This is a genomic window from Enterobacter cloacae complex sp. P43RS (assembly GCF_014930585.1).
In the GTDB taxonomy this organism is placed as follows: Bacteria; Pseudomonadota; Gammaproteobacteria; order Enterobacterales; family Enterobacteriaceae; genus Enterobacter; species Enterobacter bugandensis.
Genome location: NZ_JADBRJ010000003.1, coordinates 392,519 through 408,824, shown reverse-complemented (window position 1 = coordinate 408,824; position 16,306 = coordinate 392,519). Strand labels below are relative to the sequence as shown.

Sequence of the window (16,306 nt, the reverse complement as noted above, 5' to 3'; positions counted from 1 at the left end):
GCCAGCCGAGGCTGGCGTTGCGTTGCGCTCTACATACCTTGTATCAAGGTCGTAACAGCAGGTTGATTACACCACCAGCACCCATCGAGAGCAATCCATCAAAAGCGCGTTCCTGCCTATGGCTGTGATAGGTTTTGACTGAGAGAAATACATTACGCTCGTAAATTAACTTTACGTAATCAATTTACGGCAATATATAAATGTCAACATTTATTAAATTGAACCCAGCCCATTCAAAGATAAAATTATCTTAATCTCACATGTAATTCTATTTCAATAATCCGATGGCGTGATATATTAAGATAACTTAAATAACACTTTAAGTTAGTTAACCACAAGGATTGTAAATGGTTAGCTTTAATCTATAGTTATCATCAATATGTTAACAACAGACTCACGGCAAACAGGATGACACATGGCAAATCTTTATGACCTTAAAAAATTCGACCTTAATTTACTGGTCATTTTTGAGTGTATCTATCAACATCTTAGCATCAGCAAGGCCGCTGAAACGCTTTACATTACCCCTTCAGCCGTCAGTCAGTCTTTGCAACGCCTGCGTGGCCAGCTTAACGATCCGCTGTTTATCCGTTCCGGCAAGGGGATCACCCCCACGACCGTCGGAACTAACCTGCACCTGCATCTTGAGCAAAACCTCAATCAGATTGAGCAGACCATCAACCTGATGCACCACACCGACATCAAGAAAAATTTTGTCATTTATTGTTCTCAGATGGTGACGCCAGGCTATCTTCTCGACCCCATTCAACTGTTAATGTCTCAGGAGAATTGTGAGGTAGAACAACGCGATATGCTTGTCTCTGCGGAGTCAGCAGAGGATTTACTGGCCTACCGTAAAGCCGATCTCATTTTTACCGTTGCGCCCGTGAATAACCGGTCCGTTGTCTGCTCGCATTTCACCACCATTCCCACCGTGATGATCTGCCGCGAAGACCATCCGAGAATAGGTACAGAAGTCTCCGTCGAGCAGTTATACAATGAGAAATTCACGATGTATCAAAGCACGAATACGGGCGTGAAGGAGTATCAGGTTCGAGCCAACGAAGCGTTCCCGGAGAGAAACATCGCGTTCCGTTCGGACTCTCTCAGTTCGCTCCTCTCTATGATCAGCATGTCTGATTTAGTCGGCTATATTCCTCTTTCCATTTTTGAAACCTATAAACACGCTTTAAAATTAAAGTCCGTAGCTGCGCCCTTCAAATTGCCCGAAGCGCAAATCTATATGGTCTACAACCGCGCGTCGTTAAACAGCAGTGTATTCGCCAGCTTTATTGAAAAATTGCATAAGTTGGCTCAATAGAATGGACGCGTCATCGCGAAGGTATTTCCAGCAAGAATAGAGTGAAGGCGTAAAATAATTAGTTGAGAATGAAAACATATAATAACATGATGGCAGTTTAATAGCATTAACGGTATTCCATACGCAGGATGCGACTCATCATGTCTATCTATAAATACCCTCTTCAGGAAAACGTTCTGGAGGCTGCTTCAGAACGCATAAACTGGACGCTGCAAAATTTTACCCGCGTGTGCGTCTCATTTTCTGGCGGAAAAGATTCAACGGTGATGCTTCATCTTGCTGCGCAACGGGCGCGGCAGCTGAACAGAAAAATAGATGTCCTTTTTCTGGACTGGGAAGCACAGTTCTCCTGCACCATTGAGCATATTGAGAACATGAGGACCCAATATCGTGACGTCATCAATCAGTTCTGGTGGGTGGCGCTGCCGATCACCACGCAAAATGCCCTCTCTCAGTACCAGCCGGAATGGCAGTGCTGGGAACCCGGCATAAGCTGGGTCAGACAGCCTCCGCCTGATGCCATCACCAGTACGTTTTATTTTGATTTTTATCAGCAGGGGATGACCTTCGAGGCCTTCGTCAGGGACTTTGCCGAATGGTATGCGCGAAGGCGCCCCGCCGCAGTGATGGTGGGCATCCGCGCCGACGAATCCTATAACCGCTTCCTGGCAATCGCCTGCGCACGCAAGCAGCGCTTTTCCGACGACAAACCCTGGACGACCGTCGCGCCCGGCGGTCATGCCTGGTATATCTATCCTCTCTACGACTGGAAAACCGCCGACATCTGGACCTGGTTTGCCAAAACGGGCTGCGCCTATAACCCCCTCTACAATCTGATGTACCAGGCCGGCGTGCCACCGCGCTACATGCGCATCTGTGAACCTTTTGGCCCGGAGCAGCGACAGGGCTTATGGCTCTATCATGTCGTTGAACCTGAACGCTGGGCCGCCATGTGCGCACGCGTCAGCGGTGTGCGCAGCGGCGGAATTTACGCGGGGCACGACAACCACTTCTACGGTCACAGAAAGATCCTCAAGCCCGACCACCTCAGCTGGCAAGAGTACGCCATGCTGCTCCTCGACAGCATGCCGCAACAGACGGCTGAACATTATCGCAATAAAGTCGCGGTGTACCTGCACTGGTATCAGAAGCGCGGGATGTCCGATCTTCCCGATACGCAGGAGGGTGATATCGGCTCAAAGGATATCCCGTCCTGGCGGCGAATATGCAAGGTTCTGCTCAACAACGATTACTGGTGTCGGGCCCTCTCCTTTAGCCCGAACAAACCAAAGCACTATCAGCGCTATAGCGAACGGATGAAATCAAAACGCAATGAGTGGGGGATCTTATGCAGCAACGACTGATTACCGAACTGGAAACCTATTTGCAGACGCTCACCGACGAGCAACGTATAGATGCCATCAATGCTTTTCGCCAGGCCATGCATCATCTCAGCCCGTTCAGCGACCAGCCCGTCGACTGCGTGCTGTGGATAAAGCAGGACGCTATCGTTGCCAACGACTACAACCCAAATAACGTGGCGCCGCCGGAAAAGCGTCTGCTGAGTCAATCGCTCGAGCTCGACGGGTTTACGCAGCCCATCGTGGTGACGGAAAGCGAGCCGGCGCATTACGAAATTGTCGACGGCTTCCATCGTCACGAAATCGGTAAAAGCAGGGCCGCGCTGAAGCGCCAGCTTCGGGGCTATTTGCCCGTCACCTGCCTGCGCAAAGATCGCCAGCAAAAGCTTGACCGGATGGCCGCCACCATCCGCCACAACCGTGCGCGGGGACGCCACCAGATCAACGCCATGTCCGACATCGTCCGGGAGCTGGCCCAGCTTGGCTGGAATGATGAGAAAATCGGTAAGGAACTGGGGATGGACAGCGACGAGGTGCTGCGCCTGAAGCAGATCAACGGCCTGCTGGAACTGTTTGCAGACCGTCGCTATTCCGAAGCCTGGACGGTGAAATAGTCAGAGCGTCGCCAGACGCTCCGCCGCCGCCAGCAGCGTCGATTCCTGTTTCGCAAAGCACAGGCGGATCAGCTTATGCGGGAAGGGATCGGCGCAGAACACCGACAGCGGAATAGCCGCCACGCCCACCTCCTCCGTCAGCCACCGGCAAAAGCTGACGTCGTCCAGATCGGAAATCGCGCTGTAGTCCGCCAGCAGGAAGTATGTCCCTTCACACGGCAGAATTTCCAGACGGCTTTTGCTCAGCGCATTTACAAACAGATCCCGACGCGCGCGGTAAAAATCCGGCAGCTCGCGATAGTGCTGCGGTTCGCTGCGCAGCATGTCCGCCAGCGCCAGCTGGGCGGGCGTATTGACCGCAAAGGTCAGGTACTGGTGCACCTTACGCAGCTCCGCGCTGATGGCCGCCGGGGCCACGCAGTACCCTACCTTCCAGCCGGTCATATGGTAGGTCTTGCCAAATGACGACACCGCTACCGCGCGCTCGCGAAGCTGCGGATAGGCCAGCACGCTGGCGTGCCCTTCCTCCGCAAAGCAGATGTGCTCGTAGACTTCATCGCTCAGGACGTAAATTTCCCGCTCGGCGATAGCCTGCCACAGCGCGGCAAAATCGGCCTTTTGCCATACCGTCGCCGACGGGTTGTGCGGGGTATTCAGGATCACCAGGCGCGTTTTATCACTCAGCAGCGCGGCGAACGCCTGCCAGTCCGGGCGGAAATGCGGCGGCTGGAGCGCCACGCGCTTCACCACGCCACCGGAGAGCTCAACCGCAGGCGCATAACTGTCGTAGCTTGGGTCAAAGCAGATGACTTCATCCCCCGCGCGCACCAGCGCGGTGATGGCCGCATACAGCGCTTCGGTCGCCCCTGCCGTCACCGTGATATCGCTGTTCGCATCGGGGTGATAGCCATACAGCGCCGCCGTTTTGTCGGCAATGGCTTCCCGCAGCGCCTGCACGCCGGTCATCGGCGCATACTGATTCGCCCCCTGCGCCACGTGGTGCGCCAGACGTTCCTGCAAATATTTCGGACCATCGAAATCGGGGAACCCCTGCGAGAGGTTAATGGCATTGTGCTGCTGCGCCAGGGCGCTCATCTGCGTAAAGATGGTGGTACCGAGATTAGGAAGTTTACTCTGCGGGATCAATGCGTTATTGCTCATGTTGTCGTGCCTGCTTGTAATACTTATGTTGCTGCCACTATAACACGATGTTAGTCTTTGGCAATCAAGACGCTTAGACGTCTAAACCATATCAATATTCCTGGCCGAGGGGTAAAAGGAAATGACAGACAACCTGCTGCTCACACACCTGGTCGACGCCTGCCGCTGGATAGGCGCCAAAGGCTGGGCACCCGCCACCGGCGGTAATATGTCGGTGCGTCAGGACGAGCACCTCTGCTGGCTCAGCGAATCCGGCAAGGACAAAGGCAGCCTGACCACCGACGATTTTCTACAGGTTGAGATCGCCACCAACCGGGCGCCGTCCGGTCGAAAACCGTCGGCGGAGACCGGGCTACACACCCTTATCTATCGCCTGTTCCCGGAGGCTAACGCTGTCCTGCACGTTCATACCGTTAACGCCACGGTGCTGTCGCGTCTGGTCAAAGAAGCCGAACTGAATATCAGCGGTTTCGAGATGCAGAAATCGCTTACCGGGCAGACTACCCATCTGGATACCGTCGCCATCCCGGTGTTTGATAACGACCAGGACATCGACGCCCTCGCCTCGCGCATCGCCCATTACGCCCAGGAGCGTCCGCTTAATTATGGTTTTCTTCTGCGCGGCCATGGCTTAACCTGCTGGGGACGCGACGTGGCCGAAGCCCGCCGTCATCTGGAAGGTTTAGAATTCTTATTTGAATGCGAAATGCGTTTACGACAACTGGAGAGAGTATGATTCGCGCGATTGTGACGGATATTGAAGGAACCACCAGCGATATTCGTTTTGTCCATGACGTTTTGTTCCCCTACGCGCGTGAGCGGCTGGCGGCCTTCGTGACCGCCCAGCAGTACGCCGAGCCGGTCAAATCGATTCTGGACAACCTGCGCGATGAAATCAGCGATCCGCATGCCGGCGTCGGCGATCTCATCAACGTGCTGGTTAGCTTTATGGATGAAGACCGCAAATCGACGGCGCTCAAAGCCCTGCAAGGCATCATCTGGCAGGAGGGCTACATCAACGGTGACTTTACCGGCCATCTCTACCCTGACGTTCTGCCCGCGCTGGAAAAATGGAAGGCGCAAGGGATTGATCTCTATGTTTATTCCTCTGGCTCCGTTGCTGCGCAGAAACTGTTATTTGGCTACAGCGACGAAGGTGATATTACTCATCTGTTCAGCGGCTATTTTGATACCCACATCGGCGCCAAGCGCGAGGTGCAGTCTTACAAGAACATAGCGGCGCAAACGGGCATCGCCCCGTCGCAGATCCTGTTCCTGTCGGATATTCATCAGGAGCTGGACGCGGCTGAACAGGCGGGTTTTCGCACCCTGCAACTGATTCGCGGTGAAGATGACGGCGCGAGCCATCACCATCAAATCCACCAGTTTGACGAGATTAATCCGGAGCAGATCCCTTCATGAGCGCATTGACCATTTATTCCGATAAAGACGCCAGCCAGCACCAGTGGCACAGCACCGACGCCGCCGAAATCGCTCAACAGCTGAACGCTAAGGGCGTGCGCTTTGAGCGCTGGGCGGCAGACCGTGATTTAGGGCAGGATCCTGCGCCCGAAGCCGTGATCGAAGCGTATCAACACGCGATCGACAAGCTGGTGGCAGAGAAAGGCTATCAGAGCTGGGATGTCATCAGCCTGCGCGCCGACAATCCGCAGAAAGAGGCGCTGCGCGCGAAGTTCCTGAACGAACACACCCACGGCGAGGACGAAGTACGCTTTTTCGTGGAAGGTGCCGGGCTGTTTTGCCTGCACATTGGCGATGAGGTGTACCAGGTACTGTGCGAGAAAAACGACCTGATTTCCGTGCCGGCGGGCACGCCGCACTGGTTTGATATGGGCTCAGAGCCGAACTTTACGGCCATTCGTATTTTCGACAATCCGGAAGGCTGGGTTGCCCAGTTTACGGGCGATGCAATCGCGGATGCGTATCCACGCCTGGCCTGATCTTTTCTCCCTCTCCCTGTGGGAGAGGGTCGGGGTGAGGGCACCAGCGCGCACTAAGCGTTAAGCCCTTTCACATACTTCACCAGCTGATCCAGCACTATCCCCCACCCTTCGTGGAAGCCCATCTGTTCATGCTGCTCGCGGATTTCCTTCGTCGGATGGCGCGCAATCGCCGTATAGCGGGTTTTCCCCTCCCCGACGTCTTCCAGCAACAAAATTGCCGTCATAAACGGCTTCTCGGCCGGTTTCCAGCCTTCGGTATAGCCGTCGGTAAACACCAGCTTTTTCCCCGGGTCGATTTCCAGGAAGACCCCCCGGTTATCCATCCGCTGCCCGTCCACCTCAAACACGGTGTTGAACCGCCCGCCCACGCGCAGGTCGAGGTCACATTCGGTCACCTTGTGCGGAGCAGGAATGAAGAAGTTTTTGATGTGGTCCGGCGTGGTCCAGCAGAGCCAGAGCAGGTCGCGCGGTGCGTCCACCACGCGCTCCAGTTTTAAGTCTGTTTCAGGATCGAGCGTCACAATGTTGTCCTCTCAGGGAACCCCCTTAAAGGATAGCCGGACTCAGGCAAATTTCCCTGCCGCCACCTCATCCGGCGTGACCACGCCCGTATCCAGCACCCAACCGCTAATCAGCGAGGCAGGCGTGACGTCAAACGCCGGGTTATAGACCACCGCGTTTTCCGGCGCCCACTGCACCGCGCCAAAGCTTCCGGCAACGCCCGTCACCTCGCTGGCGGCGCGCTGCTCAATGGGGATCGCATCCCCGTTCGGGCAGGCCGGGTCGAGCGTCGTTTGTGGGGCGGCGACGTAGAACGGAATGCCGTGGAATTTCGCCAGCACTGCCAGTGAATAAGTGCCGATCTTGTTCGCCACGTCACCGTTAGCGGCAATGCGATCGGCCCCCACCCACACGGCGTCCACCTGCCCTTTCGCCATCAGGCTGGCGGCCATGGAGTCGGTAATCAGTTGATACGGCACCCCCAGCTCGCCCAGTTCCCACGCGGTCAGCCTGCCGCCCTGCAACAGCGGACGGGTTTCATCCACCCAGACGTTGCTGACGTTGCCTTCCTGATGCGCGCGGGCAATCACGCCCAGCGCCGTACCGACGCCCGCGGTTGCCAGCCCGCCGGTGTTGCAGTGGGTCAGCAGATGGCTGCCGGGCTTCACCAGCGCGCTGCCCGCTTTTGCAATCGCGTCGCAAAGCCGTTTGTCTTCGTCAATCAGGCGCAGCGCCTCCGCCACCAGCGCCGGAACGAAATCCTCTTCCCACAGCGCAAGCTTCATGCGGTCGAGGTTGTTCATCAGGTTTACCGCCGTCGGGCGTGCGGCGCGAAGCGTTTCCAGCGCCACCGCCAGCTCATCGCGGCTTTTGCCGTTTTCCGCCAGCAGCGCCAGCAGCAGGCTTGCAGAGAGACCAATCAACGGTGCGCCACGCACGCGCAGAGCGTGGATATGCCCAACCAGCGCCTCCACCGTTGAGGCATCCAGCCAGCGTTTCTCCTGTGGAAGCGCCTGCTGGTCGAGAATAAAGAGCTGATTATCCGCCACCCGCAGGCTGGTCGTCTGTAATGTCTGCATGTCGTTAATTCCCTGTTGCGTTGTTGTAGCACATTGTGTCAGGATGAAATCCAGATGTATAGACGTCTACATGTCTTAATTAGTTAACTCGTGAGGAACAGGCCATGTCGCAATACCGTACCTTTACCGCTCAGGACGCCGTGGAGTATGCCAGGCAGTTTGGTGGGCTTGACGATCCGTCATCGCTGGTAGAGGCGCAGGAAGTGGGCGACGGCAACCTCAATCTGGTTTTTAAAATTTACGACAGCGCGGGCGTCAGCCGCATTATCGTCAAACAGGCGCTGCCCTACGTGCGCTGCGTCGGCGAGTCCTGGCCGCTGACGCTGGATCGCGCCCGCCTCGAGGCGCAAACCCTGATCGAGCATTACCAGCACAGCCCGCAGCACACCGTGAAAATCCACCACTTTGACCCGGAACTGGCGGTGATGGTGATGGAAGATCTCTCCAGCCATCGCATCTGGCGCGGCGAGCTGATCAACAACATTTACTACCCGCAGGCGGCGCGCCAGCTGGGCGAATACCTCGCGCACGCGCTGTTCCATACCAGCGATTTCTATCTGCACCCGCACGCGAAAAAAGCGCAGGTGGCGAAATTCATCAACCCGGAGATGTGTGAGATCACCGAAGATCTGTTCTTCAACGATCCGTACCAGGTTCATGAGCGCAATAACTACCCTGCCGAGCTGGAAAATGACGTCGCCGCCCTGCGCGACGACGCCCCGCTAAAAATTGCCGTGGCCGCCCTGAAGCACCGCTTCTTCTCGCATGCCGAAGCGCTGCTGCACGGGGATATCCACAGCGGCTCGATTTTTGTGGCCGACGGCAGCCTGAAGGCCATCGACGCCGAGTTCGGCTATTTCGGGCCGATTGGATTTGACGTCGGCACCGCCATCGGCAACCTGCTGCTCAACTTCTGCGGCCTGCCGGGGCATCTGGGCATTCGCGATGCCGCCGCCGCGCGCGAGCAGCGCCTGACCGATATTCAGGAGCTGTGGAACACCTTCGCGGAACGCTTCCAGGCGCTGGTAAACGAGAAAGCCCGCGACGCCGCGCTCAGCGCGCCAGGCTATGCCTCCGCGTTCCTGAAAAAGGTCTGGCATGATGCCATCGGGTTCTGCGGCACCGAACTCATTCGCCGCAGCGTCGGGCTTTCTCACGTCGCGGATATCGACACCATCCAGGACGAGGCCATGCGCCACGAATGCCTGCGCCACGCGATCGCGCTCGGCAAAGCGCTGATTGTCATTGCCGATCGTATCGACAACGCGGAAGATCTGGTGGCGCGGGTGCGGCAGTACAGTTGATTTTCCCCCTCTCCCTGTGGGAGAGGGCCGGGGTGAGGGCATCAAACCGCACTCACCCCAGATACTCAATCACCGACAGCCCGCCGTTATAGTCCGTGCTGTAAATAATCCCCTGCGCGTCCACAAACACGTCACAGGACTGGATCACCTGCGGGCGATTCGGGCGCGTGTCCATCATCCTCTCCGGTGCCGCGGGCACCAGCGCACCGGTTTCTACCGGGCGATACGGATTGGAGATGTCATACGCGCGCACGCCAGCATTCTGATAGGTGGCAAAAATCAGCGTTGAGCTGACAAAGCTCCCCGGCCGGTTCTCGTGCAGGTTGTGCGGCCCAAAATGCGCCCCTTTCGCCACGTAGTCGATTTCATTCGGCTGCGGGAAGGTCGAGATGCTCACCGGGTTCGACGGCTCGCGGATATCAAACAGCCAGATCAGCTTCTCGCCGTCCTGCTGGTTATCGAGCACCGCTTCGTCCAGCACCACCAGCAGATCCCGGTCCGGCAGCGGCAGCGCGGTGTGCGTCCCGCCGCCAAACGGCGGGCTCCAGTTACGGTGGCTAATCAGCGTCGGCTGACTGCGGTCCTTCACGTCCAGCAGCGTTAAGCCGCCGTCGCGCCAGCTGCCGTACGCCGTATCGCCGGCAATAATCGCGTGATGCAGCGCGTAGCGTTTCCCTTCCGGCCAGTTCGGCTGTTCGCCTTCGGCCTGGTTCATGCCCGGCAGCCACCAGCGCCCTGCCACCTCAGGCTTGCGCGGATCCGCCAGGTCGATCGTCAGAAAGATGTAGTCGGTAAAACCGTCGATCAGCGCTGACACGTACGCCCAGCGGCCACCGACGTACCAGATGCGGTGAATGCCGATGCCGCTCAGCGAGAGAAAGCCAATTTCGCGCGGCGCGTCCGGCGTGGAGATATCAAAAACGCGAAGCCCGGCGCTCCAGCCCCTGTCTTGCACGTCGCTGACGATCTCTCCTACCTGACGGGTATAGTAGACCTTCTCGTCGGCGAAGCGGGCATCGGCAAACAGATCCCGGGCGTTGATCACCAGCAGCAGGTCGTCATGCGCCTGGAGGTGCACGTTCCAGGTGCCCGGCGGCGCAGGCACATAGCCCGCGGGTTTCGGGTTTTTCGGGTCGCGCACGTCTACTATCGAAAAGCCCTGCGACACCATATGGCCGATATAGGCGAAACCGCGGTGCACCATCAGCTGCACGCCGTCCGGGCGACCGCCCTGATCGCTATGGCCGATCAGCCGCATATTGCGGCTGTATTCTGGCGTGGGGAGGATGCTCATTTATTTTTCGCTTCCAGCGTCGCAAACCACGGCGCGATAAAATCTTCCGTCTGGCCCCAGCCCGGAATGATTTTGCCCAGCGACGCTACGTTCACCGCCCCCGGCTGCGCGGTCAGCAGCGCCTGCGGGATCGCAGCGGCTTTGAAGTCGTAAGTGGCAGGCGTGGCTTCCCCGGCAATCTTGTTGGCGATCAGGCGCACGTTAGTCGCACCAATCAGCTTCGGATCCACCGCCACGCTCACTGCCCACGGGCTACCCGGCTCGCGCATCAGCTGCAGATCCTGGTTGGAGATGTCAATGCTGTAGAGCTTGATCTCGGTGCGTCCATTCTCCTTCAGCGCTTTATACGCCCCCTGGCTGAAGGCGTCCCAGGTCCCCCAGATGGCGTCGATTTTGCCTTTCGGGTATTTCGCCAGGATCGCGCCCACCTTGTTGGCGGTGTCGCCCTGCACGTCAGAAGAGACCGCGCCGATGGACTCCAGCTCTTTAATCTCCGGGTACTGCTTTTGCAATTCTTTATAGGCTGCCTGACGGCGCTCCATCGGCGGGAAGCCCGCCACCCACAGCTTGACGATATTCGCCTTGCCGTTGAAATCTTTCGCCAGTTGGCCGAAGGAGAGATTCGTCAGGGAGGCGTCGTCCTGCTGGGTGACGGTCACGCCCGGGATCTCGCCGTTTACGGCGGTATCAAATACGGCGACCTTGATCCCAGCATCCACCGCCTTCTTCACCAGCGCGGTGGAGTACGGATCGCGGCCCTGCGACAGGATGATCCCGTCATATTTCTGGCTGATGGCCTGGTTAACGAAGTCCTGGAATTTAGCATCATCCCCGTTGCTCAAAAAGGTGCTGACCTTAAAGCCGAGCTTTTTCCCTTCCTGAATGGCCCCGGCAACAAACTGCGTGGTGTTGTCGTCCGAGCCGAGGTTACGGATCACCGCGATGCGGATCGGTCCGTCGTGGTTCGCAATGGCGGCCGGAACCGGCGCGGGCGTGGCCGCGAATCCCGGCAGAGAAGTGAGTAACCCCAGTGCCACCAAAGAGAGCGCAATCTTTTTCATTTTTTATCCCGTTGTGTTGTCAGCGTTTTTGTATGTAGGTAATCGCCAGTGCCACCGCGAGCACCAGCCCTTTTATTATGTCCATGGCGTAATACGGCACGGAGAGCATCACCAGCCCGTTCGACAGCACGCCGAGGATCACCGCCCCCACCAGCGTGCCAAGCGCGTTCGGCTTGCCGGACCCGGCCAGCGAGAAGCCGATCCACGCCGCGGCCACCGCATCCATCAGATAGCCGCCGCCAGCATTGACCTGCGACGATCCAATGCGGGAGGCCAGCAGAATGCCGCCCAGCCCCGCCAGCAGCGAGGCAATCACGTAGGCCGCCACCTTATAGCGCGTGGTGCGAATGCCCGAGAGGCGCGCCGCTTCCGGGTTGCCGCCAATGGCGTACATCCGGCGTCCGTGAGTGGTCAGCGATAGCCCCAGCTGCGCCAGAAGGGTCACCGCCAGCATGATGATGACGATGGTCGGCACCTGCCCCAGCAGGCTGAACGCCGCCGGAATGGTCCCTTCCGCCATGTCGCCGCTCGGCAGCACCATATTCTCGGTAATCGACCCGCCGTAGCTATAGGTCATCGCCACACCCTGGATGACAAACAAGCTGGCGAGGGTGGCGAGCATGTCCGGAATACGCAGGATGACGATCAGGAAAGCGTTAAACAGGCCGACCAGCGTGCAGAGCGCGAGAGTGATTACAATCGACTCGGTGGTGCCGAAGCCGTGCCAGACGAAAAGCGAAATGACCAGCGCGTTCGCCAGCGACGCCGTGGAGCCCACGGAGAGATCGAACCCGCCGACGGTCAGCGAAATCGACACGCCAACGGCAATCACCGTCACGATGGCAATCGAGCGCAGAATGTTAATGATGTTGTTCGGGTCGAGGAAGCTGTCCGACGCCAGGCCAAAGACGGCCACCAGCGCGACGACGGTGAGCAACATGCCCCACTTGTAGAGAAAATCAAAAAGTTGCTGACGGCCAGACGCCGTCGCGTTTACTGAAAGGGCCTTGCTCACGACGCCGTTCCTCCGGTTGAATAATAAAGTAGTGTCTCTTCACGGGCCTCGGCCCCGGCGATTTCTGCCACGATGCGCCCGTCCCACAGGACGCAGATGCGGTCGCACAGTCCCACCAGCTCGGCAAACTCGCCGGAGGCGTAAATCACCCCTTTGCCCTCGCGAGCCAGGCCGTCAATCAGCTGGAACAGATCGGTTTTGGCCTTCACGTCCACGCCTTTGGTCGGCTCGTCGAAGATCAGCACGCTGGCGTCATTACGCAGCCACTTGCCGATGGCGACCTTCTGCTGGTTACCGCCGGAGAGACGTCGCAAAACCTGTCCGGGACCGCGGGCGCGAACGCCGACGCGGGCGATCACCTCCTCCGCCCAGCGCCACGCCTGACGATGGCCAAACAGGCTCCAGCGCGAGAAGCTGTTATCGGCGCACACGGCAAGGTTCATGCTCACCGGCTCGTCGATAAAAATGCCCTCCTTGCGCCGCTCCTCCGGCACCAGCGCCAGGCCGCGCAGCACCGAGTCAGCCGGATCGCGCGGCTGCCAGGCCTGATGGTTCAACTCACCGCGCGCCACGCGGCTTTTGCTGGCGCCAAACAGCGCCTTGCAGAGTTCGGTTTTCCCCGCCCCCGCCAGCCCGGCAATCCCGAGAATTTCGCCTTTGCGCAGGTGCAGGGAGATATCCTTCAGCAGCGCGTCGTCGTGCAGTCCTTCCACTCGCAGCAGCGTTTCGTCGCCGTGCGGCGGTCGCGCGGGCGGGTAGATATCGCTCAGCACGTGGCCGAGCATCTTCTCAACAATCTCTTCACCGCTGAGATCGGCCATCGGGCCGGACTCAATCAGCTTGCCGTCGCGCAGCACCGTCAGGGTGTCGCAGATAGCTTTTAGCTCGTGAATGCGGTGGGAGATAAACACCACGCCAATGCCCTGCTGTTGCAGACGTCTTACCACCGCAAACAGACGCTCGCTCTCGTGCGCGTCCAGCGGCGCAGTGGGCTCGTCAAGAATCAAAAAACGGCAGTGGTGGGACAAAGCGCGTGCCAGCAAAATCTGCTGCTTTTCGGCCAGCGAACAGCCGTCGATGGAGCGGCGAACGTCCAGCGTAACGTCGAGCTGCGCCAGCGCCTGCCGCGCCTGCTGACGAACGGTGCGCCAGCGGTAGCGGTGCCCAGGCTGCGCCAACTGGTCGAGCATGATGTTCTCCGCAATGCTCAGCCCGGGGATCAGCGCCACGTCCACCTCCTGCTGCACGAGGTGGATGCCCAGCCGTTTGGCGTCCAGCGGCTCGCGAATGTTTACCGGCTGGTTGTTAATGGAGATTTCGCCCTCATAGTGGTCGTGCGTCCCGCACAGCACCGCCATCAGCGTTGATTTCCCCGCACCGTTGGCGCCCGTCAGCGCATGCACCGACCCGCCGTTCAGCGTGAAGTCCACGCGCGTCAGCGCCTGAAAGCCGGAAAAGGCCAGGCTGATACCGCGCATTTCAAGACGACTGGAAACCATCCGCGTAAATCCTTCATAACTCTTCTGATTTATCGAATTTTTCACAGCTCCGGTTGACTGACAACGACGGAAAAGGCATAAGATAAAGCGAAATATTATTAGCCATCCGGATGTCCAGACATAACATCGGGTTAGCGCTTGCGAAAAAAGGACAACACCATGAGCAACACCGACATCCGCGTCGTGCCCGGCCCGGCGAACTACTTCTCCCATTCCGGAAGCCTTGCGCATCTGAATGACTTCTTTACCCCGGAACAGCTTTCCCGCGCGGTGTGGATTTACGGCGAGCGCGCAATAGAGGGCGCGCGCCCGTTCCTGCCGGAGAGCTTTAACGCGCCGGGGGCGAAGCACCTGCTGTTTAAAGGCCACTGCAGCGAGCGCGACGTCACCCGTCTGGTGAACGAAGCGGGAAGCGATGCCAGCGTGGTGATTGGCGTGGGCGGCGGCGCGGTGATGGACTCCGTCAAGGCCGTGGCGCGCCGCTTAGGCGTTCCGTTCGTGGGCATTCCCACCATCGCCGCCACCTGCGCAGCGTGGACGCTGCTCTCCGTCTGGTATAACGATGCCGGTCAGGCGCTGCAGTTTGAGATTTTTGACGACGCTAACTTTCTGGTGCTGGTGGAGCCGCGGATCGTTCTGAACGCCCCGGCGGAATATTTGCTGGCGGGCATCGGCGATACGCTGGCGAAGTGGTACGAAGCGGCGGTTCTCGCCCCACAGCCGGAAAACCTGCCGCTGACCGTGCGCCTTGGCCTTAACGGCGCGCTGGCGATCCGCGACGTGCTGCTGGAGCGCAGCGAAGAGGCGCTAGAAGACCAGCAGCGCGGCGAGCTAACGCAGGCGTTTCGGGACGTGGTGGACGCCATTATTGCCGGCGGCGGGATGGTGGGCGGTCTGGGGGAGCGCTACACCCGCGTGGCGGCGGCGCACGCGGTGCACAACGGCTTAACCGTGCTGCCGCAGACGGAAAAATACCTGCACGGCACCAAGGTGGCCTACGGCATTCTGGTGCAGAGCGCCCTGCTCGGCCAGGACGACGTGCTGGCACAGCTGGTGGCGGCATACCGGCGCTTTAACCTGCCGACCACGCTTCGCGAGCTGGACGTCGACATCAATAACCGCGACGATCTCGACAAGGTCATCGCCCACACTCTGCGCCCGGTGGAGTCGATTCACTATCTGCCCGTGACGTTAACGCCTGAGGCTCTGCGCGCCGCGTTTGAGAAAGTAGAATCCTTCCGCCGTTAATTGCGCCGACGGGCTATACCTAATGATGGTTCTCACCACTCTCGTAACGAGGTCATCATGCAGATCGATTTAACAGGTAAAAAGGCGCTGGTTACCGGCGCCAGCCGCGGGCTGGGTCGTGCGATTGCCCTTTCGCTGGCGCGCGCCGGTGCCGATGTGGTTATCACCTATGAAAAATCCGCCGATAAAGCCCAGGCGGTCGCCGAGGAAATTAAGGCGCTGGGGCGGCACGGCGAGGCCATTCAGGCCGACAGCGCCAGCGCGCAGGCGATTCAGGATGCCGTCACCCATGCGGCACGCTCTCTCGGCGGGCTGGACATCCTGGTCAATAACGCCGGTATCGCGCGCGGCGGCCCGCTGGAGTCCATGACGCTGGCGGACATCGACGCCCTCATCAACGTCAACATCCGCGGCGTGGTGATCGCTATTCAGGAAGCGCTGGTACACATGTCCGACGGCGGGCGCATCATCAACATCGGCAGCTGTCTGGCGAACCGCGTGGCACAGCCGGGGATTGCCGTCTACTCAATGACCAAATCTGCACTGAACTCCCTCACCCGCGGTCTGGCCCGCGATCTTGGCCCGCGCGGCATTACCGTTAACCTGGTGCACCCCGGACCGACCAACAGCGATATGAACCCGGAGGACGGTGAACAGGCTGACTCACAGCGTCAGCTTATTGCCCTGGGCCATTACGGCCAGCCGGAAGACGTCGCGGCGGCGGTTACCTTCCTCGCCAGCCCGGCAGCCGGGCAGATCTCAGGCACCGGTCTGGACGTGGACGGCGGTTTGAACGCCTGATCGCAATATTCCTGCAAGCCTCTGTCGCCCGGCAGAGGCCTTGTCGAGCCGCCTCGACGGTTTGCGTTTTGCCTCTTACCTGC

16 protein-coding genes are annotated in these 16,306 nt (G+C 58.8%); 9 read left to right on the top strand and 7 right to left on the bottom strand.

Going from position 1 to position 16,306, the window contains the following annotated elements:
* The first annotated feature begins 415 nt into the window (after positions 1-415).
* The 3 genes from IM294_RS08985 (at position 416) to IM294_RS08975 (ending at position 3,296) form a co-directional block, all read left to right on the top strand.
* Positions 416-1,321, top strand: a complete 906-nt coding sequence (locus IM294_RS08985; protein WP_048961264.1) for a LysR substrate-binding domain-containing protein — start codon at positions 416-418, stop codon at positions 1,319-1,321.
* 140 nt (positions 1,322-1,461) lie between these two features.
* On the top strand, positions 1,462-2,685 hold the full coding sequence (locus tag IM294_RS08980; RefSeq protein ID WP_069733591.1) for a phosphoadenosine phosphosulfate reductase: 1,224 nt from the start codon (positions 1,462-1,464) through the stop codon (positions 2,683-2,685).
* Positions 2,670-3,296, top strand: coding sequence for a ParB/RepB/Spo0J family partition protein (locus tag IM294_RS08975; RefSeq protein ID WP_028012316.1), 627 nt, complete (start codon positions 2,670-2,672; stop codon positions 3,294-3,296). The genes IM294_RS08980 and IM294_RS08975 overlap by 16 nt, the downstream gene beginning before the upstream one ends.
* Here the strand turns inward: IM294_RS08975 and IM294_RS08970 are convergent, their stop codons facing one another.
* Positions 3,297-4,457: a pyridoxal phosphate-dependent aminotransferase gene (locus tag IM294_RS08970; RefSeq protein WP_126818636.1), complete on the bottom strand. Its 1,161-nt coding sequence runs from the start codon at positions 4,455-4,457 to the stop codon at positions 3,297-3,299.
* A gap of 121 nt (positions 4,458-4,578) precedes the next feature.
* On the opposite strand from IM294_RS08970, the gene IM294_RS08965 reads away from it, so the two are divergent.
* Genes IM294_RS08965 through IM294_RS08955 form a run of 3 tightly spaced genes read left to right on the top strand, consistent with a single transcriptional unit; the run spans position 4,579 to position 6,418 of the window.
* The gene (locus IM294_RS08965) at positions 4,579-5,193 is read left to right on the top strand and encodes a methylthioribulose 1-phosphate dehydratase (RefSeq protein WP_048961266.1); all 615 of its coding nucleotides are present in this window, start codon (positions 4,579-4,581) and stop codon (positions 5,191-5,193) included.
* Entirely contained in the window at positions 5,190-5,879 is a 690-nt protein-coding gene (gene mtnC, locus IM294_RS08960; RefSeq protein WP_126818637.1) for an acireductone synthase, read from the top strand. Before IM294_RS08965 ends, mtnC begins: the two co-directional genes overlap by 4 nt.
* Entirely contained in the window at positions 5,876-6,418 is a 543-nt protein-coding gene (locus IM294_RS08955; protein ID WP_010428475.1) for an acireductone dioxygenase, read from the top strand. The genes mtnC and IM294_RS08955 overlap by 4 nt, the downstream gene beginning before the upstream one ends.
* 53 nt (positions 6,419-6,471) lie before the next feature.
* Here IM294_RS08955 and IM294_RS08950 read toward each other — a convergent pair whose 3' ends face one another.
* Together IM294_RS08950 and mtnA are read right to left on the bottom strand one after the other, a co-directional pair.
* Complete coding sequence (locus IM294_RS08950; protein WP_059357933.1) at positions 6,472-6,942, bottom strand: SRPBCC family protein; 471 nt, start codon at positions 6,940-6,942, stop codon at positions 6,472-6,474.
* Positions 6,943-6,984: 42 nt separating this feature from the next.
* Entirely contained in the window at positions 6,985-8,001 is a 1,017-nt protein-coding gene (gene mtnA / locus IM294_RS08945) for an S-methyl-5-thioribose-1-phosphate isomerase (protein ID WP_126818638.1), read from the bottom strand.
* Positions 8,002-8,105: 104 nt separating this feature from the next.
* On the opposite strand from mtnA, the gene mtnK reads away from it, so the two are divergent.
* Entirely contained in the window at positions 8,106-9,305 is a 1,200-nt protein-coding gene (gene mtnK, locus IM294_RS08940) for an S-methyl-5-thioribose kinase (protein ID WP_126818639.1), read from the top strand.
* Positions 9,306-9,357: 52 nt separating this feature from the next.
* On the opposite strand, the gene IM294_RS08935 is transcribed toward mtnK, so the two are convergent.
* Genes IM294_RS08935 through IM294_RS08920 form a run of 4 tightly spaced genes read right to left on the bottom strand, consistent with a single transcriptional unit; the run spans position 9,358 to position 14,174 of the window.
* Positions 9,358-10,599 carry an LVIVD repeat-containing protein gene (locus tag IM294_RS08935; RefSeq protein ID WP_126818640.1) on the bottom strand — a complete coding sequence of 414 codons (1,242 nt, stop codon included), beginning with the start codon at positions 10,597-10,599 and terminating at the stop codon, positions 9,358-9,360.
* The gene (locus IM294_RS08930; RefSeq protein WP_047363695.1) at positions 10,596-11,660 is read right to left on the bottom strand and encodes a sugar ABC transporter substrate-binding protein; all 1,065 of its coding nucleotides are present in this window, start codon (positions 11,658-11,660) and stop codon (positions 10,596-10,598) included. The genes IM294_RS08935 and IM294_RS08930 overlap by 4 nt, the downstream gene beginning before the upstream one ends.
* 19 nt (positions 11,661-11,679) lie before the next feature.
* On the bottom strand, positions 11,680-12,675 hold the full coding sequence (locus tag IM294_RS08925) for an ABC transporter permease (RefSeq protein ID WP_048999873.1): 996 nt from the start codon (positions 12,673-12,675) through the stop codon (positions 11,680-11,682).
* Complete coding sequence (locus IM294_RS08920; RefSeq protein ID WP_126818641.1) at positions 12,672-14,174, bottom strand: sugar ABC transporter ATP-binding protein; 1,503 nt, start codon at positions 14,172-14,174, stop codon at positions 12,672-12,674. Before IM294_RS08920 ends, IM294_RS08925 begins: the two co-directional genes overlap by 4 nt.
* A 159-nt stretch (positions 14,175-14,333) precedes the next feature.
* Between IM294_RS08920 and IM294_RS08915 the strand changes: the two genes are divergently transcribed.
* Together IM294_RS08915 and IM294_RS08910 are read left to right on the top strand one after the other, a co-directional pair.
* On the top strand, positions 14,334-15,422 hold the full coding sequence (locus IM294_RS08915; RefSeq protein ID WP_126818642.1) for an oxidoreductase: 1,089 nt from the start codon (positions 14,334-14,336) through the stop codon (positions 15,420-15,422).
* Positions 15,423-15,479: 57 nt separating this feature from the next.
* Positions 15,480-16,223 carry an SDR family NAD(P)-dependent oxidoreductase gene (locus IM294_RS08910; RefSeq protein WP_048961273.1) on the top strand — a complete coding sequence of 248 codons (744 nt, stop codon included), beginning with the start codon at positions 15,480-15,482 and terminating at the stop codon, positions 16,221-16,223.
* The last annotated feature ends 83 nt before the right edge of the window (positions 16,224-16,306 follow it).

Bases quoted from the DNA above. Each gene is read 5' to 3' on its own strand.
- IM294_RS08985 (WP_048961264.1), top strand. From the start codon at position 416: ATGGCAAATCTTTATGACCTTAAAAAATTCGACCTTAATTTACTGGTC.
- IM294_RS08980 (WP_069733591.1), top strand. From the start codon at position 1,462: ATGTCTATCTATAAATACCCTCTTCAGGAAAACGTTCTGGAGGCTGCT.
- IM294_RS08975 (WP_028012316.1), top strand. From the start codon at position 2,670: ATGCAGCAACGACTGATTACCGAACTGGAAACCTATTTGCAGACGCTC.
- IM294_RS08970 (WP_126818636.1), bottom strand. From the start codon at position 4,457: ATGAGCAATAACGCATTGATCCCGCAGAGTAAACTTCCTAATCTCGGT.
- IM294_RS08965 (WP_048961266.1), top strand. From the start codon at position 4,579: ATGACAGACAACCTGCTGCTCACACACCTGGTCGACGCCTGCCGCTGG.
- mtnC (WP_126818637.1), top strand. From the start codon at position 5,190: ATGATTCGCGCGATTGTGACGGATATTGAAGGAACCACCAGCGATATT.
- IM294_RS08955 (WP_010428475.1), top strand. From the start codon at position 5,876: ATGAGCGCATTGACCATTTATTCCGATAAAGACGCCAGCCAGCACCAG.
- mtnA (WP_126818638.1), bottom strand. From the start codon at position 8,001: ATGCAGACATTACAGACGACCAGCCTGCGGGTGGCGGATAATCAGCTC.
- mtnK (WP_126818639.1), top strand. From the start codon at position 8,106: ATGTCGCAATACCGTACCTTTACCGCTCAGGACGCCGTGGAGTATGCC.
- IM294_RS08935 (WP_126818640.1), bottom strand. From the start codon at position 10,599: ATGAGCATCCTCCCCACGCCAGAATACAGCCGCAATATGCGGCTGATC.
- IM294_RS08930 (WP_047363695.1), bottom strand. From the start codon at position 11,660: ATGAAAAAGATTGCGCTCTCTTTGGTGGCACTGGGGTTACTCACTTCT.
- IM294_RS08920 (WP_126818641.1), bottom strand. From the start codon at position 14,174: ATGGTTTCCAGTCGTCTTGAAATGCGCGGTATCAGCCTGGCCTTTTCC.
- IM294_RS08915 (WP_126818642.1), top strand. From the start codon at position 14,334: ATGAGCAACACCGACATCCGCGTCGTGCCCGGCCCGGCGAACTACTTC.
- IM294_RS08910 (WP_048961273.1), top strand. From the start codon at position 15,480: ATGCAGATCGATTTAACAGGTAAAAAGGCGCTGGTTACCGGCGCCAGC.